16 protein-coding genes are annotated in these 20,796 nt (G+C 46.8%); 7 read left to right on the top strand and 9 right to left on the bottom strand.

All coding sequences use genetic code 11. The annotated features are described in order from the left end of the window. Positions 1-12: 12 nt before the first annotated feature. Positions 13-885 carry an AraC family transcriptional regulator gene (locus ACYVGR_RS24510; protein ID WP_460961703.1) on the bottom strand — a complete coding sequence of 291 codons (873 nt, stop codon included), beginning with the start codon at positions 883-885 and terminating at the stop codon, positions 13-15. Positions 886-1,021: 136 nt separating this feature from the next. On the opposite strand from ACYVGR_RS24510, the gene ACYVGR_RS24505 reads away from it, so the two are divergent. The 3 genes from ACYVGR_RS24505 (at position 1,022) to ACYVGR_RS24495 (ending at position 6,958) form a co-directional block, all read left to right on the top strand. Beyond that, the gene (locus tag ACYVGR_RS24505) at positions 1,022-1,900 is read left to right on the top strand and encodes a sugar phosphate isomerase/epimerase family protein (RefSeq protein WP_460961701.1); all 879 of its coding nucleotides are present in this window, start codon (positions 1,022-1,024) and stop codon (positions 1,898-1,900) included. Between the two features lie 55 nt (positions 1,901-1,955). Further along, positions 1,956-3,071, top strand: a complete 1,116-nt coding sequence (locus tag ACYVGR_RS24500; protein ID WP_460961699.1) for a Gfo/Idh/MocA family protein — start codon at positions 1,956-1,958, stop codon at positions 3,069-3,071. Positions 3,072-3,160: 89 nt separating this feature from the next. Then, positions 3,161-6,958, top strand: a complete 3,798-nt coding sequence (locus ACYVGR_RS24495; protein ID WP_460961697.1) for a PVC-type heme-binding CxxCH protein — start codon at positions 3,161-3,163, stop codon at positions 6,956-6,958. Between the two features lie 308 nt (positions 6,959-7,266). Here the strand turns inward: ACYVGR_RS24495 and ACYVGR_RS24490 are convergent, their stop codons facing one another. The 3 genes from ACYVGR_RS24490 to ACYVGR_RS24480 form a co-directional block, all read right to left on the bottom strand. Further along, positions 7,267-8,175 carry a sensor histidine kinase gene (locus ACYVGR_RS24490; protein WP_460961695.1) on the bottom strand — a complete coding sequence of 303 codons (909 nt, stop codon included), beginning with the start codon at positions 8,173-8,175 and terminating at the stop codon, positions 7,267-7,269. A 153-nt stretch (positions 8,176-8,328) separates the two neighbouring features. After that, entirely contained in the window at positions 8,329-8,802 is a 474-nt protein-coding gene (locus ACYVGR_RS24485) for a hypothetical protein (RefSeq protein WP_460961693.1), read from the bottom strand. Between the two features lie 74 nt (positions 8,803-8,876). Further along, positions 8,877-9,407 carry an RNA methyltransferase gene (locus ACYVGR_RS24480; protein ID WP_460961691.1) on the bottom strand — a complete coding sequence of 177 codons (531 nt, stop codon included), beginning with the start codon at positions 9,405-9,407 and terminating at the stop codon, positions 8,877-8,879. A 67-nt stretch (positions 9,408-9,474) separates the two neighbouring features. Between ACYVGR_RS24480 and ACYVGR_RS24475 the strand changes: the two genes are divergently transcribed. Further along, positions 9,475-9,663 (top strand): hypothetical protein, encoded by a 189-nt coding sequence (locus tag ACYVGR_RS24475; protein WP_460961689.1) that lies wholly within the window; start codon positions 9,475-9,477, stop codon positions 9,661-9,663. 53 nt (positions 9,664-9,716) lie between these two features. Here the strand turns inward: ACYVGR_RS24475 and ACYVGR_RS24470 are convergent, their stop codons facing one another. Together ACYVGR_RS24470 and ACYVGR_RS24465 are read right to left on the bottom strand one after the other, a co-directional pair. Beyond that, the gene (locus ACYVGR_RS24470) at positions 9,717-10,472 is read right to left on the bottom strand and encodes a DUF7003 family protein (protein WP_460961687.1); all 756 of its coding nucleotides are present in this window, start codon (positions 10,470-10,472) and stop codon (positions 9,717-9,719) included. 100 nt (positions 10,473-10,572) lie between these two features. Continuing rightward, positions 10,573-11,127 carry a PH domain-containing protein gene (locus ACYVGR_RS24465; RefSeq protein ID WP_460961685.1) on the bottom strand — a complete coding sequence of 185 codons (555 nt, stop codon included), beginning with the start codon at positions 11,125-11,127 and terminating at the stop codon, positions 10,573-10,575. A 103-nt stretch (positions 11,128-11,230) separates the two neighbouring features. On the opposite strand from ACYVGR_RS24465, the gene mutS reads away from it, so the two are divergent. Both mutS and ACYVGR_RS24455 read left to right on the top strand, forming a co-directional pair. Further along, positions 11,231-13,876, top strand: a complete 2,646-nt coding sequence (gene mutS, locus ACYVGR_RS24460; RefSeq protein ID WP_460961735.1) for a DNA mismatch repair protein MutS — start codon at positions 11,231-11,233, stop codon at positions 13,874-13,876. A 23-nt stretch (positions 13,877-13,899) separates the two neighbouring features. Then, positions 13,900-14,403: a Rad52/Rad22 family DNA repair protein gene (locus tag ACYVGR_RS24455; RefSeq protein WP_460961683.1), complete on the top strand. Its 504-nt coding sequence runs from the start codon at positions 13,900-13,902 to the stop codon at positions 14,401-14,403. 88 nt (positions 14,404-14,491) lie between these two features. Here the strand turns inward: ACYVGR_RS24455 and ACYVGR_RS24450 are convergent, their stop codons facing one another. The 3 genes from ACYVGR_RS24450 to ACYVGR_RS24440 all read right to left on the bottom strand — a co-directional run bounded on the left by ACYVGR_RS24450 (position 14,492) and on the right by ACYVGR_RS24440 (position 19,168). Next, positions 14,492-15,910: a vanadium-dependent haloperoxidase gene (locus tag ACYVGR_RS24450; RefSeq protein ID WP_460961681.1), complete on the bottom strand. Its 1,419-nt coding sequence runs from the start codon at positions 15,908-15,910 to the stop codon at positions 14,492-14,494. Between the two features lie 198 nt (positions 15,911-16,108). Next, positions 16,109-18,313, bottom strand: coding sequence for a M28 family peptidase (locus ACYVGR_RS24445; protein WP_460961679.1), 2,205 nt, complete (start codon positions 18,311-18,313; stop codon positions 16,109-16,111). Between the two features lie 135 nt (positions 18,314-18,448). After that, positions 18,449-19,168: a DUF4292 domain-containing protein gene (locus ACYVGR_RS24440; RefSeq protein WP_460961677.1), complete on the bottom strand. Its 720-nt coding sequence runs from the start codon at positions 19,166-19,168 to the stop codon at positions 18,449-18,451. Between the two features lie 215 nt (positions 19,169-19,383). On the opposite strand from ACYVGR_RS24440, the gene ACYVGR_RS24435 reads away from it, so the two are divergent. Then, positions 19,384-20,607 (top strand): nucleoside permease, encoded by a 1,224-nt coding sequence (locus ACYVGR_RS24435; RefSeq protein ID WP_460961675.1) that lies wholly within the window; start codon positions 19,384-19,386, stop codon positions 20,605-20,607. Positions 20,608-20,796 lie beyond the last annotated feature (189 nt).

Raw genomic sequence — 20,796 nt, 5'->3', positions numbered from 1 at the left:
AGTTTACTTGCCTTAGAATTGCCGATACGTCTTCACATACGTCGAAGGGGTTTGGCCCGTAATATCTTTAAATTGTCGATTGAAGTTGGAGAGCGTTCGGAACCCGCTCTCGAAGCTGATTTGCGTAATAGACAGCTTCCCGTTCATCAGCAATTTACAGGCATGACCAATCCGAACTTCAGACACAAACTCTGAGAAGGTTTTATTCGCACGAGCTTTGAAATATCGGCAGAAAGCTGGTGATGTCATACCCGCCAGATCAGCGACTTTATCCAGACTAAGATCGTCAGGAAAGTGCCCTAGTACATAATCGTGTACAAGTTGCATCCGATCCGTTTCCGTGGGCTTAACGGTATTCGTATAGCCTGCACTGGTCAAATATTGATAATCGGTGGCGTGAGAAAGTTCATTCAATAACGTCAGCAGATTCAGAATCCGTTCGAAGGTAATAGGCTGTTGTGCTAGTTGACGAAGAGTGGCAGCGGCTCGATTGCGGGTAAGGCCGGTCCATTCTAACCCTTGTCGGGCATGACCAAGCAGTTGGCGCAATGGTGCCATTTCTTGTTGCTCGAAAAAGGTAGCTCCCAGGAAATCTCCAGTGAAGTACACAACAATCCCTTTTGTTTTAAGACCTGACTGCTTATCAAAATAGGCCTGATCACTGCGCCAAAGGTGCGGCAGGTTTGGGCCGAGAAAAACCAGATCGCCCGGTCCAAAAGGCTTGATTGAATCGCCAATAAAACGTGTTCCCGTCCCTTCTTCTACCAGGAATAACTGATAGTGTGGATGGAAGTGCCAGTTTGGGTCAAAGTGAGACTCCATCAATTCTTTCACCGTGAACGAAGCAGCAACGGGTTCAAGGTCTTTCCGGAGGGGTTGTTTCATTGAATTACTTCTTTTTTAACGCAAATAACGGACAATTCCTTTTAATCGCGTAAAAATATAGTCGACATTGGCCAATAAAAGCTACATCTGTAATTTTACTACTGCTTAGATTTGTGTAATTTTATGCAGATGCAATATGAATAAGATAGGAATGAATATGTTCGTTTGGACAATGACAATGGATGAGGATCTCTCTGATACTCTGTCATTTCTAAAAACGAGCGGATTTGATTTTGTTGAAACGCCCATCAACGATGTAAACCTGGTGAAGTGGCAAAGCCTTGGTCAACAACTGAAAGGCCTGGGCCTGGGTGTTCAGACCTGCACCATCTGCGGACATGAATATAGCTTGATAAGCCCTGATGAGCGCGTGCGTCGGGAAGGTATCGACTTTCTGAAAAAGGTTGTCGATTGCTCACAGGCGGTTGGGTCTACTATTTTGATGGGCCCCATGTATGCGGGTTTCAAAACCTTTACGGGTAAGCCAGCCACAGCCGAAGAATGGAATTGGTCAGTAACGGGTATGCGCGAGGTAGCCGAATATGCTCAAGAGAAGGGTGTTGTGCTGGCCATAGAATACCTGAACCGCTTTGAAACCTACCTGCTCACCTGTGTAGATGAGCTTGTACGTTACGTGGAAGACGTTAATCACCCCAATTGCCGGGCTGCATTTGATACGTTCCATGCGAATATGGAGGAGAAAAACATTGCCGATGCTATCCGGAAAGTGGCCCCTTATCTGGCTCATGTTCAGATTTCCGAGAATGACCGCTCTACGCCGGGCCGGGGCCATATCAATTTCGATGAAGTATTTGGTGCCCTACAGGAAGTTGGCTACGAAGGGCCGATTGCCATTGAAGCATTTGGACCAAATCCGCCTGAACTCGCAGCGGCTACGCATATTTTCCGGCCTATGTTCGACTCGCCCGAACAACTGGCTGTTGATGGACTGGCCTTTATTAAATTAAAGAATGAAAGAGTGAAAGAGCGAAAGGGCGAAATGCTCACATCCTAGTCTTCTTTCGTTTATTAACCGCTCTTTCACTCATTCACTCTTTCTCTCTTTTAAAATGATCAACATAGCTATCGTTGGCCTGGGCTTTGGGGCCGAATTCATTCCTATTTATCAGCGGCATCCGAACGCGAACATGTACGCTATTTGTCAGCGTAATGTTGAAAAACTGAACGAAATCGGGGATGCCTATGGCATCGAGAAACGCTACAGCAGTTACGATGAATTACTGGCCGATCCGAATGTCGACGCAGTTCACATCAATTCGCCCATTCCAAATCATGCCGAGCAAAGCCTGAAAGCCCTGCGGGCTGGTAAGCACGTTGCCTGTACGGTTCCTATGGCGACAACGGTTGAAGAATGTCTGGAAATCGTGAAAGCGACCAAAGAATCAGGCAAGAAATACATGATGATGGAAACTGTGGTGTATAGCCGGGAGTTTCTGTTTGTTAAGGAGTTGTATGAAACAGGGGAGTTAGGTAAAGTGCAATTTCTGAAAGCAAGTCACCAGCAGGATATGGACGGCTGGCCGGATTATTGGCCTGGTTTGCCCCCAATGCACTATGCTACGCACTGCGTTGGCCCGGTAGCTGGCTTACTCAAACTCGAAGCCGATTACGTATCGTGCTTTGGCTCAGGAACGATTCGGGAAGAACTGGCTAAAATTCACAATTCGCCTTTTGCTGTTGAATCAGCGCATATCAAGTTTAAGGATAGCGACCTTTCTGCGTATGTCTACCGTTCACTGTTCGACGTAGCACGTCAGTATCGGGAGAGTTTTGAAGTATATGGCGATAAAAAATCGTTTGAATGGCAACTCATTGAAGAAGAGCAGCCTGTGATTCATACTGCCAAAAAGCCTGAGCCGGAAATTCCCGAAAAAGTAACCGTGCCTGATTACGCGCACCTGTTGCCCGAACCGATCCAGCGCTTCACCACAAAGGGCGTTTACGATGCCAATGAGCAGCAGCACCTGTCGTTTACGCAGGGTGGAGGCCACGGTGGGTCGCACCCGCATATGGTACATGAGTTTTTATCGGCTATTGTCGAAGATCGTGAACCGTTCCCCAATGCCGCTCAATCGGCCAACTGGACGAGTGTGGGTATCCTGGCGCACGAATCGGCGCTACAAGGAGGAAAGTTGATTCAATTGCCAGATTTTAAAAACGTATAAAATTTAAACACGGAGGTAACGGAGGTAAACACGGAGCGCACGGCGTTTCTCCGTAATCTCTGTGTTTACCTCCGTCCCTCTGTGTTAAAATGAAAAAACTACTTATTCTGATTGGGCTGGCAACTGTCTTTGCCCAATGCGCCCGCCAGTCGGCTCCTAACACGAGTGTCCGACAAGAATCGGCGAATCCACGCGGGGCCAAACTGGGCAAAGCCACCCCTCGCCGAATAGAAATTTTGTTTCTGGGTGATAACGGCCATCATAAACCGATCGAGCGTGTGCCGGAAATTATGGCCGCATTGGGTGACAAAGGCATCAATTTCACCTACACCGATAAGTTAGAGGACCTGAATACGGAGAATCTAAATAAATATGACGGCTTGCTTATTTATGCCAACTGGGATAGTATTCCGAAGCCACAGGAAAAAGCAATGCTGGATTATGTCGCATCTGGGAAAGGAATAATTCCAGTGCATTGCGCGTCGTGGTGTTTCCGGAATTCGACGGAATACGTTGATAAAGTAGTGGGCGGTCAATTCTGGCGGCATCGGATGGACACTATCCAAACGAGGTTCACGCAACCAAACAACCCAATTGTAGCGGGTTTACCATCGTTTAAGGCCTACGACGAAACGTACTTGCACAGCCATTTACAAGCCGACAACAACGTGTTGGCGGTTCGGGAAATTAAAGCCGACCAGGAAAAAGATAAGCCAGGCGTTAAGGAAGAACCCTATACCTGGACGCGACAATATGGAAAAGGCCGCGTGTTTTATACGGCCTATGGTCACGATGAACGTACCTGGCTCCAGCCTGGTTTTCAGCAATTGCTGGAACGAGGTATTCTTTGGGCTGTGGGCGATGAGGTTAAAAAGCTGCATGACGACCTAAAACCGCAGGCATTTACGTATCACGAAGCGAACTTGCCGAACTACGAAAAGCGCCCTGGGGCTCAGATGGAGCAAAATCCACTCTCGCCTGAAGAGTCGATGAAGCACATTCAGGTGCCGGTCGATTTTACCCTCGACCTGTTTGCGCATGAACCCAACGTGATGCACCCCATTGCGATGGCCTGGGATGAACGGGGACGGCTTTATGCTCTTATTACCAAAGATTATCCCAACGAGCGCAAGCCCGAAGGCGGTTCTGATTACATCGTTATTTGCGAAGACACCGACAAAGACGGCAAGGCCGATAAGTTTACCAACTTCGCTGAAGGACTGAGTATTCCGACGGGTATGGCGTTTGCTAACGGCGGTCTGTACGTTTCTCAGGCTCCGCATATGCTGTTTTTACAGGACACGAACGGCGATGACAAAGCCGATGTGAAAAAGATTGTTTTCACTGGTTTTGGTACCTTCGATACACATGCTGGACCAAGCAACCTGCATTACGGTTTCGATAACTGGATTTGGGGAAGCGTAGGCTATTCTGGTTTCAAAGGGAAAGTTGGTGCTGATAGCGTGAAGTTTAGTCAGGGTTTCTTCCGATTCAAGCCCGATGGATCGAAGCTTGAATACATGACTAGTACCTCGAACAACACCTGGGGATTAGGCCTACAGGAAACCGGTGATATTTTCGGTTCGACAGCTAACAACTCGCACGGCTGGTACATGGCTATTCCTAATCAGTATTTTCATGGGGCTCCGCATCTCCGCGAAAATGGTAGCCGCAGCACCGATACGCACAAAGACATGAAGCCCATTACGGTAAAAGTGCGGCAGGTCGACGTGTTTGGTGGATTCACAGCCGCAGCGGGACATAATTTTTACACCGCCCGTGCTTTCCCGAAAAAATACTGGAACAATATCGCTTTCGTCGCCGAGCCAACAGGGCACATTTTGCACCAGAACGTGATGCAGAAAAACGGCACCAATTTCGAAGATGCGGAAGGGTTTAACCTGATGGCCGGAGCCGACGAATGGTTTGCACCCGTATTTGCCGAAGTCGGGCCCGACGGAGCCGTTTGGGTAGTTGACTGGTACAGTTACATTATCCAGCACAACCCAACGCCTAAAGGCGCAACTAACGGATCAGGTAATGCTTACGAAACGCCCCTCCGCGATTTCACCCACGGACGGATTTACCGGGTTGGTTACAAAAATGCGCCCGCTTATACATCAATGACGTTGAGCAAGGATCGGCCAGCGGAATTGGTTGCTGCATTGAAAAACACGAATATGTTCTGGCGGATGACGGCTCAGCGGTTGCTCATTGAGCGGAACAATAAAGATGTAGTGCCACAACTGATTGCATTGGTCAATGACCAGTCTCTCGATGAAATTGGCAATAATCCGGCGGCAATTCACGCCCTATGGACATTGAAAGGCTTAAATGCATTGGATGGTTCTGATCAAAATGCTACCGTTGCGGTTGGTAAAGCACTAAAACATCCGGCAGCAGCTGTTCGGAAAACGGCTATTCAGGTAATGCCAGCTACTCCGGAAGTGGCGAATGCGTTATTAGCCTCTAATTCTTTAACTGATGCAGAGCCATTAGTTGTGCTAAATACGCTGTTGAAATTGTCTGAAATACCACAAAGCCAGGCTACGCAACAGGCTATTCTGGCCCGACTGGAAAAAGCAACAGAGGTTAATGACCGTTGGTTGCCCGAAGCATTTGCTGCCGTTCTGACCAGCCAGGATGGTAGATTGCTGAAGGCTTACATGAAGCAGATTACGACGAACGCACCCGCAGCTCGTGATATGACCGCTCATAATCATGCTGCTATGGAAAAAGCACCCGCAGCTGCTACGGCTTCTTCGGCAACACAGGCGGTCTCCTCACCAAATCTGCCTGACCTTGTGGTGGCCGCCATTCGGACTACGCCAGAGTCGCCTTTTGTTCGGGAAGGTGTTCGCCTATTTGTGGATGTAAAAAACAATGGTGGAGTCGCCATCCCTGAAGGAACGGTTATTCCCTTGTCGCTTCGAATTGAAGGGCCGAAAGGCGCTGCTGAAGGAGCAAAAATTGACTTTGTGAGCGTGACGCACAATACGGGCATCAAACCCGGCGAAACCGTCACGATCAGCAAGTCGAACAATGGCCCCTGGGTTGGTGATATGGGTGTAAACTTTGAGCGGGCTGGACAATATACCATTACAGTTATGCTCGACCGCGAGAACAAAATTGTGGAAGGCAACGAGCAAAATAACAACGCTACCCATACGCTCATCTACCGGGCCCCCCAAAGCCTGAGCGCCTACGCGCTCGAACGGGCTACTCGTAGTTATGCGTCGGTTGCTCCAGCCGATTCTGTTATTGCTTTACTCCGACAGAGTCAGAAAGTAGCACCAGCACAGGGAGAAGCCATTGTAAAAGGCGCATCGGAAGGCTGGAATTTGAAACAAAAAGCTACTGTTCAAGATGCCGATAAGTCGTTCCTGGCTAGTTTAAGCAATTCTGTTTCGAACGAAAATCGGGAACGCCTGAGTCGCCTTTATGAAGCTTGGGGTATTACAAAAGAAGCCCCAGTCGATCCGAATGTGGAAGTGGTACGGATGAAAACGGTACGTGAAGAAATGCGTTACGATAAAAAAGAGTTTACCGTTACGGCAGGAAAACAAGTTGAGATTGTACTGGAAAACCCCGATGCCATGCAGCACAATCTGGTAATTGGTAAGCCTAAAAGCATGGAGATCATTGGCGCAGCTGCCGATAAAATGATCACGGCTAAAGACGGAGCGGAGAAGAATTACGTACCGTCAATTGCACAGGTGATTGCAGCCACGCCATTAGTTAATCCTGATCAGACGTATCGGCTCAAATTCACGGCCCCAACAACTCCCGGCGATTATCCATTCGTTTGCACATTCCCCGGTCACTGGCGGATTATGAATGGTGTTATGAGGGTTACGAAAGCAGCGCAGAGCATGAATGCAAAGTAGAACTTCAGTAAACCTATAAGGTTTCTAAGACCTTATAGGTTTGAAAAATCAAACGGTCGCTATCAGCACACTTTGCCTGATAGCGACCGTTTTTTATAAATAAAAGCTATTGCTGAACAACTTATTTAACGTGAATAATGGATAAAACCTGAAGTTGTCGACTGATTGTCAGTTATTTATAAAGTTATTTTTTGTCATCCCGACGCCAGGAGGGATCTTCGGCAACTGGTTATTTACCGAAGATCCCTCCTGGCGTCGGGATGACAAAAAGCTAATATAATCTATTCGTAAATCCTCCATAATTCACATTATTTACCCGATGAATCATCGGGCGATAAAAGCGCGGAAGGTGGCACCTGAATCATAAAGTCGCTGCCTTTGCCCACTTCACTTTTTACCCAGATTGTCCACTTATGCGATTGAATGATTCGCTGGACGTAGCTCAAGCCTAGGCCAAATCCCTTTACACTAGGTTGATTCCGGTCATGCACCCGGAAAAAAGGCTGGAAAATCTGAGCCACTAATTTAGGAGGAATCCCCACGCCCCGATCGCGCACCGTAATCGTAAGACCATCAGTATTGGTTTGGGTGAGTAACGTAATCTGGGGCTCTTCTGAGCTATATTTTATGGCATTATCCAGAAGGTTATACAATACGTTGGTGAAATGCAGACGATCGGCCAGGATATGGGTATCATTACCCGCTAAATTTAGCGTTAGGTAGTCGCCATGCCGTTCGGCTACTGATCGGAGGAGTTGATGAACCTGAATGGGCTCTGGGTTTAAAATGAGCGTATTACGATCGGCACGGGCCAGCGTCAACATAGTTTCGACCTGGTGCTGGAGCCGCTCGGTCTCTTCCCGGATAATACGAACATATTTCTCTGTGCGTTCAGGCTGATTGCGGGCAATAGGGGAGTCAAGAATATCCGCTGCCATCCGAATCGCCGTGATGGGCGACTGAAACTCATGAACAATGGAGTGAAGTACCTCGGTCTGAACAACTGGTTGCTGTTGTCGCCGAAGAAACCACCAGATCAGATAACCTATCAATATCTGCGTGATCAGGATCAATCCAAGTAGACCCAACCATCGGAATGAAGATGATATAGGGGAAGGGGTTACCGATGTCCAGTTTCCGTAGAACACTATACCAATGATAATGACTAACAGAAATGTAACAGCAGACAGCGGATAGACAATAGAACGACGCAGCATAACGCTGTCTTTTTATGGGTTAGTAGGCAACCAAAAGCCAACAACTAGACGACATGAACGCATGTGTAAATGTATAGACTAAAACGCAATAATTGATAACAAAAAAAGCCCGTTTTACGGGCTTATAGTAAAATTTGGTATTAATTGACGCTTTTAGGCAGCTTCAGTTGTTGTTTCTGCTGGAGTTGATGCGGCCGGCGTAGTTGCTTTAGGACGTGGAGCGCGTGCCGTTTTTGGAGCGGCTGGTTTAGATGTAGGAGCTGGCTTGCGAGTAGCACGAGGAGTAGTTGCAGGTGCTGGCGTTGCATCAGATACCACTTCTTTTACGGCAGTCGCTGCTTTTTTCGCTGTGCGTTTGGCATTTTTAGCGGCTTTATCAGCGTTTTTCTTCGCTTTGGCAGCCTCCTTTTTGACCTTCTTTTCTGCTGCTTTAGCAGGCTTGGCGGCTTTTGTTTCAGCCTTATGCATCAATTTCGCCAGTTTTTTCGCCAGCTTGTCCGCCGATTTTGCGATGGACTTCTTCATTTTTTTTGTGGCGGCACCAGCTTCGCTGAGCTTACTTTCAATTGAACTAAGAATTTCCGAGCTAAGCGACTTCTGCTTGGTTTTTAGGGTTTTGTTGGCCATTTGTTCTGTATGAAAAAATTTACAAAGAAATACGAATTTTAAATGACAATCAAAAGCCCAATGTTAAGTTTTCGTTATCTTTTTTGGAGGAAATCCCAACAGACAATGCCTGCTGTAACGGCAATATTGAGCGAGTGCTTTGTGCCAAACTGAGGAATCTCAAGCACCACATCAGCCAACTGCACAACCTCATCCCGAACACCTGTCACTTCGTTACCCAACACGAATGCGTAGCGTTTGTTTGGTTCAGGCGAAAAATTGCTGAGTGAAGTACTTCCTTCGGCCTGTTCAACGGCAGCTACAACCCAGCCATCGGTCTGTAACGCTTGTACTAAGGCAACTACATCGGAGGTGTGTTCCCAGTTTACAGACTCGGTAGCCCCAAGGGCTGTTTTCGTAATATCGCGATGAGGGGGCTGGCCTGTAATGCCGCATAAATACAATTTAGATGCTCTGAAAGCATCGGCCGTCCTAAACACAGAACCCACGTTATTCAGGCTTCGGATATCGTCTAAAATCAGGCAGTATGGAAATTTATCTACGTCTTTAAATTCATCAACGGAGAGTCGATTAAGTTCGTCAAGAGAGAGTTTACGAGGAAGCATAGGTAAAAATAAATGGAAATTAAGATACAAAGAACGGAATTAAGGTCCGGAATAGTTAGTTTTAGCGATGGAATCACCAATTCAGATAGCCGCACTAAGTAATTCTTATTTAACCAGTATTGATGAGCATTTTACTGCTCAGTATGGTCCTCAGGGGACTTTTAAGCGTGATCAGTTTGATCAGGAAGCTCGTGCGTTTATGATCGCCGAAATGTTGAAAGAAGAAGATAAATTGGCTAAATCCAATTCTCAGTAGAATCCAATACTTGGTATATTATTGAAATATAGCCCTTGAGAGTAGTTGATAACTCAAAGACTACCTGCTTCGGGCCAATTACGCCAATCATTGTTTGGCTCTAAGGTTGGTTTCCAACGAGTTGGATCTTGTGTTGCAAGAATTTGAGCAACCATGCGGTAAGTTTCATATTCGCTTGGTTTAACTCCATAGTTATATTCTGCTGAGTAGCTTTTATGATGCCACTGATCAATGCTCATAATACAAGGTAAATCTTGAGGCAAACATGTTCGTAATTCGGAGCTGGTTGCACGCAGGCTTTCTGGTTGTGTATCAGCCAAATAACGGATTAGACTACAGTAGTCAATTAAACGTTTGGGGTTTTCAAACGTACTGATGCTAATGCCACGCTTTTCGTAAGCGTCTGGATTCTGACTTATTGAAACTGAATTTTCGCGAATAGTCAGATGGCTAATCGATCTTTTTATAAGATCATTTTCTTCAGTTATATCCTCCATCAATTCGGGCGCAATTAGTGGCAAAAGCTTCATATTAGAAGTAAACTGATTGTACGCTCCTTGCTTGTCAAGGTTATGAAGACAATTTCCAAAATAATATAAGTCAATACCTGGATAGCCTCCGCGTGGTGAAAAACCTGACTTTTCAAAAACGATTGCCCATCTTGTGCTGTCGGCAAACAGATTCATCGCACTACCAGCCGTATAAACATAAGGGTGCTCTAAATCAAGAAAGTTGTTGTAAGTATCATGTTTATCCGCTTCGTCTAGAGCTACCAGAATATCAGAGTCTGTATAATGACTTTGGAGCATTGGAGTTGAGACTGATTAGTGAGCTTAACTGAAAAATATAAAAATACAGGCAGTAGTCTATTGATAAATGAGTGCATCTTACTTCTCTCTGTAGGAAAGTTTACGCATTATTCTGTTTCAAATTATTCTGTAACAATTGCTGAATGTCACGTAAGGTGTCGCGTATTTCGGTAAGAAGGGTCTGATCTGTATCAGCAGGTTTCTGGTTGCTTCGGGTAGCGATTAACCGTTGACGTTGCTCAATGATATGGGTTCGAAAATTCTGAGCGTCGATGATCCCGATCAATTCCATATCGTGTGCCTGATTAGGGCTTTGTCCGGCTGTTTCAAATTTCAAAATACATAGATCGAAATACCGGAGTAGCGGACCAGCTACAAAGGTAACGTCCTGAATGTTTTCGAGTGGAATCGTTTTCTCGACCTGTACCAGGATGCCCTTTTTAAAGCGTAACGACCGTTCCGATAATTCACATTCGAGGTTATGGAAGTAGTGACGACTCCACCATTGGCCTACGCCTAAAAACCAGATTGGAAGTAGCAAAATGCCAACAACCGTTATGGTCATGAAGAAGGCTATATACAAGAGCAGGTAGGTTCGAATGATTGGATTAAAACTAACTTTTATCGGAAGCGTAGGCTCGATTTGGGTTTCCATAAAGGGCGGTTTGTTTAGTCAGGCAGGCTATAATCGCGGTGAAAAGTAGCCACTTTCTCGTCAAAAATCACTATTTTTGTTTACGACAATCCAACAGAAATCAGTGAAATCAGCCACCGCAGCAAAGCCACAAGCGAAGAAAACAGAAACTCCTCTTAACCGCCAATATAACCAGATTAAAGCCAAATATCCAGGTGCGTTGCTGCTCTTTCGCGTTGGCGATTTCTACGAAACGTTTGGTGAAGATGCCGTTCGGGCCAGCAAGATTCTGGGTATCACGCTGACAAAACGGAACAATGGTGGATCGAACGAAGAACTGGCTGGATTCCCGCATCACTCGCTTGATACGCACCTGCCCAAATTAGTTCGGGCAGGGGAACGCGTGGCTATCTGCGATCAGTTAGAAGACCCTGCACTGGCCAAAGGTATTGTTCGAAGAGGAGTTACCGAATTGGTGACGCCTGGTGTTTCGTTTAACGATAACGTACTCGATACCCGACGCAATAACTACCTCGCAGCGGTGCATTTTGGTAAAACAGATGACACATTCGGGGTCTCATTTCTGGATATCTCGACGGGTGAGTTTCTGGCATCGCAGGGAAATTCGGCTTATGTCGATAAGCTGTTGCAGAGCTTCAATCCGTCGGAAGTGCTTTATTGCAAGCGTAATCGGCAGGAATTTGGGAGTTTGTTTGGCGATAAATTTCATACCTACACCCTTGAGGACTGGGCCTTTACCTACGACTTCGGTTATAACTTTCTGAAACAGCATTTTCAGACCACCTCGCTCAAAGGATTTGGTATTGAAGGCCTGCCCGACGGCATCATTGCTGCTGGCGTAATTCTGCATTACCTGAACGAAACCGAACACAAAGATCTTCAGCATATTACCCGTGTCACCCGACTCGAAGAAGACCGATACGTTTGGTTGGATCGCTTCACGATTCGCAACCTCGAACTGACAGCCGCCCAACAGGAGGGAGGTGTTCCGCTGATTCAGATTCTTGACCAGACGGTTACGCCGATGGGTGCCCGACTGCTCCGTAAATGGTTGAGTCTGCCCCTTAAGGAAAAAGCCCTGATCGACGAGCGACTCAATATGGTTGACTTACTCGTTTCAGATATTGATCTGGCTGATACAATGGTTGGTCATTTGCGACAGATTGGTGATCTCGAACGACTGGTTTCGAAGGTGGCCGTCCGGCGGATTAGCCCGCGCGAATTGTTGCAGCTTAAGCGATCATTGCAGCATGTGTTACCGATCAAGGAGTTACTCATTACGGCTTTGAGTCAGAATGAATCGAGCTCCCTGAAGAAATATGCTGACCAGCTCAATCCGGTCTCGTTCCTGCTCGATCGTATCGAAACTGAACTGCGTGAAGATCCACCAACCCTTTCGAATCAGGGTGGTATGATTAAGCCAGGTATTAATGCCGAGTTGGATGAACTAACGGCTATTGCTTACTCGGGTAAGGATTATCTCCTTCAATTGCAGGAGCGTGAAGTACAGCGGACGGGTATCAGCTCGCTCAAAGTGGCCTACAACAAAGTGTTTGGCTACTATCTGGAAGTTACGCATGCGCACAAAAATCGTGTTCCTGAAGATTGGATTCGGAAGCAAACGTTGGTAAACGCCGAGCGTTACATTACGCCTGAGCTGAAAGAATACGAAGAAAAAATCCTGAATGCCGAAGAGCAGATTTTTCAGATCGAAGCTCGAATGTTTAATGAGCTGGTTCTGGCGGCTGGCGAATATGTTGGAGCTATTCAACAGAATGCCCGCGTGTTGTCGGTACTCGATGTATTGTCGTCGTTTGCGCGTGTGGCGGTGAAGAACAAATACGTTCGACCGCTAATTAATGAAAGCAAAGTGCTGAATATTAAAGATGGACGACACGCAGTGATCGAGCAGCAATTGCCTCCTGGCGAACACTACATTCCCAACGATATTTTTCTGGACGACCAAACCCAGCAGATCATCATCATCACCGGGCCTAATATGGCGGGTAAATCGGCGCTGCTGCGGCAAACGGCCCTGATTGTACTAATGGCTCAGTCGGGGAGCTTCGTGCCTGCGTCGTCGGCAGAAATCGGGATTGTCGATAAAATTTTTACGCGGGTTGGCGCTAGCGATAACCTCTCTCGGGGCGAAAGCACGTTTATGGTCGAGATGACCGAAACGGCCAGTATTCTAAACAATCTCAGCGAACGGAGTTTAGTCCTGATGGACGAAATTGGTCGGGGAACCAGCACCTATGATGGCGTATCGATTGCCTGGTCGATTACCGAATACCTACACAACAAAACGGATTGTCGCCCCAAAACGCTCTTTGCCACGCACTATCACGAGTTGAATGATCTGGCTACGGATAACCATCGTATCAAAAATTACAACGTAGCGGTAAAGGAGTTGGGCAACAAAGTGATTTTCCTTCGGAAACTGAAGGAAGGTGGCTCAGAGCATAGTTTCGGAATTCACGTAGCGCAAATGGCCGGTATGCCCGCCCAGATTGTGAGCCGTGCCAATGAAATTCTGAAACAACTGGAGTCGTCGCACAATCGGGAAACGAACAAAGAAAATATCCGGCAGGCCGTACCGCAGGAACGTGAGCTGGCATTACGTATTATCGAATCCGGTGACCCAAAATCAGAAGCAATCAAAGAAAAGTTACGAACCATCGACGTGAACCGTCTAACACCCATCGAAGCCTTACTGAAGCTGAATGAGCTGCTGAAAATGATGGAGTAATCAAGTAGTAAACAACAACGAAAATGGACCTAAATGTATTAACCGCCCCGCTCACTGTGCAGGAAATTGAGTGGCGGGTGCAAAGCCAGACCAAAGATGGTCAGAAGATTATTGTAGTGCCGTACATCACTAATCGTTGCGTTATGCAGCGGTTCGATGATCAGTTTGGCTGGGCGGGCTGGCAGAACGAAATAAAAGAAATTGAGGGAGGATTTTTGTGTACCATCACCGCCATTTTGCCGGGTGGCGAAATCGTTCGGAAAACGGATGGAGCCAGCCGTACGAGTGTCGAGCCAGTCAAGGGTGGTATCAGCGATGCCATGAAGCGTTGCGCCGTGCAATTTGGTCTGGGTCGTGCTTTGTATGATTTCCCAAAAGTACTGATTCAAACCACCGACAAATACATTCCCGACTGGGCTACTCCTTTGCTGGATAAAATGGTAGAAAAGCTCAATGCTGGTGGAGCGGTGCGCGACGTAGTTGTACTAAAGCCTGAACACGCAAAGCCGGCAGTTAAGGCGGCTTAATTTGTTTTGAGTTACAGGTTTCAAGTTCTAGTATTCGCTGATTGGAACTTGGAACCTGTAACTCGAAACAAATTGACAGAAAAACGGCTTAGTGCCACTTAAGCGCGTTGATGTTGCGCCCTATTTTAGTGCCTTCGACTAATCCAACTTCATTATCGTGGCGCGTGTGAATGCCGCCCATTAATCGCGATTCGGCACATTCCTGTGCCGCTTCCCAAAATGACCTGTAGTGCCGAGCCTTATAGGTAAGCACATGTTTAACAGCAACGGGGTAGTAGTCTTCATACCGGGAGGGGTTAGGCTTAAGGGGCACTTTCCCCTCAACATGATAAACCAGATCGGGCCGGTTCACATGGGTATCATCGGTAAATGAAAAGCTCTTACCATACAGTTCGGTTAAGACGGTGGCAGTAGCTGCCGATTGAACAGCATGGCCCGAATAAAAAGAAGGGAAAGGCGGCTCTAGAAAGAAAGGAAGCCAGGGACCTCTTAACTCATTCTCACTGATTTTAGCCCTGATAAAGGAAGAGGGGCGCTCTACATTGTAGGTAAATTTTACTTTCCAGCAACAGATAAACGCATCGGCTACAGCCATGCCTACGCGGGCGTAGGTTTCTGCGGCTTTTACTAAATCGGCCTTACTATTGCGAATGGCAATTGTTGCCAGGTTATACGAGTGCCCAGGAGGAGAACAGGTTTCGGTTGGATCATCTCCCCACCACATGACAGTAGCGTGCTCAGCTTCGGTAAGGGATTTTTTGCGCTCAAATACTTCTTTATAGTGAATAAAGTATTTACTGGTTGTATCGGTAGAATACTCCAGTGGTTTGGGCAGCGGTAATTTGCTATTACGCTCAGAAAACGTTCGATTCTGTCCCCAGGTTGGATGCATGGGTATTTTGGTATTGGACTGCCCAACAATTGGAGGAACCCATAGACCGGTACCTATTGGCCGCACATAGTCTTTAGGGAAATTTCGATCATAGCCTTCGTGGCCCCCATCGGTCTTCGACCATGCGTAAATTTTCTCGGCTATTGATTTACCAAATTGCTCAGAACGTTCAACAATGTCTGGGCTAAGTTGAGCCGCATAGCGTTGGTGTATAGCCTCTGCCAGCGAGTCGATTGGCTGCGTTTTTTCGGTATACGCATACAAGGCTTTGAGCATATAAGCCTGTCCGGCGTTGAGGGCCAATTCCCAGCAATAGGTTTTCTTAAGGTCAGGTTTTGGTAACGAAAACGTATCGGCTATTTTTTGAATCACCGATCGATATTTTGGGGATGAATAGACCACCGTTTCGTACATAGTCAACCCCAGATAACCGATAGCCCGAGACCCATAAGTAGGAGTATTTTTCGGAGCTTTCGTCATGATCCGGACCGTCATATCAGCCCAGGTAGTGGCAATGGGTTCGATGGGCGATTGTGTACTTGCTGATTGGGCTAACCCGGAGTAACCATAACCCCAGACTAAAAAAATAGTAAACTTGATTACCTGTTTTAGCATGTCTTGCTACGGTTTCGATTACGAAAAGTAGCTTCACAAAAAGTTTGCCAATCACTGGTAAATAAGTAAGTGTATAGCAATTAAAGTTGCGTTAGAGTTTACGGGTTAATAGCTATTCGAGATGATTATGTATGATATAGGGTACATGATGTATGTTCCTGATATACATCATATACCCTATATCATACATAACTAAACCTATTTCCCGCTCCCTACCGAAGCTGGTGTTCCCATCCCCTGTGAAAGCACTAATAGTTTATCGCTCAGCGTTTGAATGGCCTTTTTATAACGGACTTCCAGATCGGGTAGATTAGCGGTCGATTTTAGAGAGGCTTCATAAAGCAAGCCCGGCAGCATCCAGGAGGCATAGCCGCTGTTTGGGTCGGAGGATGCGTAGAGCGATTTGTACCAGCCACCAAAGGCATTTCCTTTCGGATCAATAAACGAACGCTCCAGTAAACGCAACTCTTTATTCAACTCAACCAGTTTATCGGTACGACCCGATTTTAAATAATTCTGCCGGGCCATTTCGCAGGCGTCGGCGTTCTTTTTCATGTCGGCTACAGCACTAAGCAGGGGAGAAATCGAATAAGTGGGCGCATAAGCCTGAATTGCTTTTTCGGCTGCTTTCAAATGAACTTCCAAATCGGTTGGGTAACGGGCTATATCGTACGGAACGAGGTCTGCATTAGCCAAGCGAAGCGTCATGGTACCCACCACTTGTTCCATCATTGGGCCCATTTTATACGTCGGATCAGCGAATTTGTCGTAGAAATACAGGTCGTCGTATTGTGAGTGGTAGAGCGTTGGGCCTTCCATACCAGCGCTCAACGCTGGAATACCGATGTGCATGTAGGGAGCAATGTGATCAGAGCCACCTCCCAGATTCCCAATAGTTGGTTCGCCAACTACCATGGCTGGGGCAGAAGAACCCGTTACGCGAGTCGGGTTACCAGCCGCTTTTTTGCCCATCCAATGTTGAAAAACAGTTTGGTTAGAATCTGGATACTGAACCGACTGGGTTGCTTCGATAATCAGCTTTTTCATCGATGGCGACGCACTGGCGCCAAATGTTCGGCCTGACACAGCCGCGTCGTAATTCATATAAGCAACTGCTTTCTGGGTCAACTCATCGCGAAACTGCTCACTCCATTCTGCCGAACCAATGACACCGGGTTCTTCGGCATCCCAATGACAAACCTTGATCGTACGTCGGGGCCGCTGTCCGGCTTTCGCTAATTTGCCTAAAGACTCCGTCATACTCAGCAACATAGCTGTGCCTGAGTTGGGGTCGGTGGCTCCGTAAGACCAGGCATCGTAGTGACAACCGGCAATGATCCATTCGTCAGGAAACTCAGCGCCAGTTAATGTACCCACTACCTGGTAAATCCGCTGAATGGTTTTTTCCTGTTTTACCATCAAACGTACTTTCAAGTCTTTACCACCTTCGAGCCGATAGGTGTACGGTAAGCCACCCTGCCAGCCTGAGGGAACAGCCTTGGTACCCGCCATGCGTTTCAGAATTTCGGTTGCAGATCCATAGGGAAGCGGAGTTACCGGAATTTTATGCAAGCCAACGGCATTTTGATCGAGCCGTTTGGGTGTGTTTTTAGCATCCATTGGCAGGGCTGCTTCGCCAGGTGTGAGCGGGTCTCCGGTGTAGGGAGTTGTTAATAGCGAACCCCGTTGGATGACGCTTTCGCTATAATAAGGGCCTTCGGGAAAGGTCAACCCGCGCATATAACCGCTGTCGGCGGGATCGGTAAAAATGATAACGCCAATAGCGCCATCTGCCTGTGCCCATTGCGCTTTATATCCCCGAAAATTGCCGCCATAACGAGCCAGCACGATTTTGCCTTTTACCGAGATGCCCATCGATTTTAATTGCTCAAAATCTTCTTTCCGTCCGTAATTGGCATAGACCACTTCAGCGGTCACATCGCCCGAACCCGACCAGGCATTATAACCAGGTGTCAGCCGGGGATCACTGCTATATTTATCTTCTTTGAACAAAAATTCTCTGATGTTCAGCGGCTGACGAATGGGTTCAACCAACTCAACGGCAATCTCGCCAGGGCCTTTGGGTAGGAGTACATCGTGCGGATATATGTCCACTTGCCAGCCCGCTTTCCGCATGGTTTCAGCGATGTAGTCGCGCACCTGCTCATTTTCTTTCGTGCCGGTAATGTGAGGCACGCTGCTCAGCTTTTCGAGGTGGTTTTTAAAGGCTGCTGACGACTGTTTGGTTTTGAACTCGGTTTCGAGTTTTACCTGCGCGGCCTGCCGAGCCGGAACGAAACCGCTGAGTGTTGGACTCGTGGTCGACTGAGCTAGTGCAACTACGGTGCTCAGTGCAACCGTAGCAGGCAAGGCTGTGATTCTGAGTAGAGGGGAGAATTTCATGAAAGCTAGGTTGTATAATTCTCAAATATCGGTATTTGCTGTGGTAAAGACGAAAAATTGCAGATGAATATTTGGTCAACAAAAAAGGAGATGCCTTTTGAGAGCATCTCCTTTTACGACTAGCGTTCAGAACTGTTATTTGGGCATGGCAAAAATAGACGGATCTACTTTGGGATTAAATACCATGTTGGTGATGGTCATATTAATGGAGCCAGGCATAGCTGGACTGTTGAGTTCGATGGTCGAAGGAATCGTTAAACCTTCAATGGTTTTATAACCGCCATACTGCATTTTAACTTCGCCCGATTGCCCCTGCATATTGACCGTTGCTTTCATTCCTGTTACTTGATAAGTAGTCGCATCTACATAGTAGTTCGCCACACCTTCGGGTCGGGTTACTTTAAGATTGTAAACATCCTTATCATTCACTTTTTCCTTGCCAACCAGCTCAACGGGATACTTTTGGGCTTTAGCTGTCGCTAGATCAGTACCAACTAAATAGGTGTTTCCTTTCTGCATTTTTACCTGATCTTCGGGAAGCGCCTGCGGAGTAGAGCCACCCTGCATTGGGTTGATGGCCCAACCTTTGTCGCCATCAACGACCTGCGTAATCTGTTGACCCATCACCGACATATCGTTGCGTAAAGACTGACCAACCACAATGGTCGATTTGGCGGTCATATCCATACCCATAATGCTCATGCTCTGATCGTACTGAACCGTTTTGACGGCAGCTATTTTATCGGCACCACCCAGAGCTGTAATATTCTTATTGATGATTTCGTCGGCTGTTTGGGCAAAGGAGATAGCCGGAATTGCCACCAGGGCAACAAGTGCAATCAGTTGTTTTTTCATGAATTAGTTTAGTAAGAAACTGTGTCAAAGATAAGAAATTGAGCAGGTGTTTACTACACCAGGCTACCGTCTGATCAGCGAGGCAATAATCCGAATAAGTGTACGGATTTTATGCTTATTCCTGCACCATCGGCAACTTTCGGGGCTAGTCGGCTTGCAAGCCTGACGAGTGTTTTCTACCTTCATCGGCTTAAACTTTAAATCGCAAACCTACGATGCTATCAACAACCCGCGTTAAACTTTCTGCCATGATGTTTCTCCAGTTTTTTGTGTGGGGAGCCTGGTATGGCCAGATGAGTAAATACCTCTTAACGCAACTTCATTCAACTGGTGATCAGGTTGGTAATGCTTATGCTGCTTTCTCACTGGCTATGATCATTGCTCCATTTTTCGTCGGAATGATTGCCGACCGTTACTTTGCCGCTCAAAAAGTGCTGGGTGTTCTGAACCTGTTGGGAGCCGTTGTTTTGTACTTTATTACCCAAAATACAGATGCTGATAACTTTTTTTATCTGATTCTGGCTTATTGCATCACGTTTGCGCCAACCCTGGCCCTGACGTCATCTATTGCCATGCAGCAGATGACAAGTCCTGAAAAAGAGTTTCCGGGTATTCGTGTGCTGGGTACCGTTTCCTGGATTATCGTAACGAATATTGTTGGTTTCTATGGTTTTGGCGATAAGGTGACCATCTTCCAATTGTCGATGTACGCAGCCGCTACGCTGGGTGTATTTTCGTTTTTCTTACCCAATACACCTCCTAAAGCCACCACATCGACTTCGTTCTCGCAGATTCTGGGGCTTGATGCTTTCAAATTATTCAAAGATCGTTCGTTTGCTATTTTCTTCTTATCGTCTGTACTAATCTGTATTCCCCTGTCATTCTATTACGCGATGGCTAATCCATCACTGACGGATGGCGGTATGCTTAATGTGGAGAACAAAATGTCGCTGGGACAAGCGTCAGAAGTAATTTTCATGCTATTGATTCCATTAGCCTACACACGGCTTGGCGTAAAGAAAATGCTGATCGTTGGTCTGGTAGCCTGGATTGTACGCTTTATATGCTTCGGCTACGGTGACGGTGGATCGGGCGAATGGATGCTTTATCTGGCTATTGTTTTGCACGGTGTATGTTACGATTTCTTCTTCGTAACAGGCCAGATCTATACTGACAATAAAGCGGGCGAGAAAATCAAATCGTCGGCGCAGGGGCTGATTTCGCTGGCTACCTATGGTATTGGAATGGGTATCGGCTCTAAGTTGTCGGGTATGGTGCTGGATATGTACACCCGTTCTGATGGCACTAAAGATTGGCTGGCCGTTTGGCTTGTTCCAGCGGGTATTGCCGCTGCGGTATTGATTGTATTCGTTCTATTGTTTACGGATAATACACGGAAATCGGCCGCGAAAGAGGAGTTAGTTTCGGGACAGTTATAATGAGCGGTATAATGGGCAATGCATAGGAATTTATAGCGCATTGCCCATTAACTATACATAGTTATGAGAAGGAAACGGCAAATTACTTTCTATGATGATCTGAATGGCCCCCATGCTGATCAGGTAAGGGAGCAAATTACAATGACTCCAGAGGAGAGATGGCAGGTATTTATCAAATTGCGTCGAATG

The organism is Spirosoma litoris (assembly GCF_054776755.1).
This window is presented reverse-complemented; position numbering and strand designations above follow the sequence as displayed.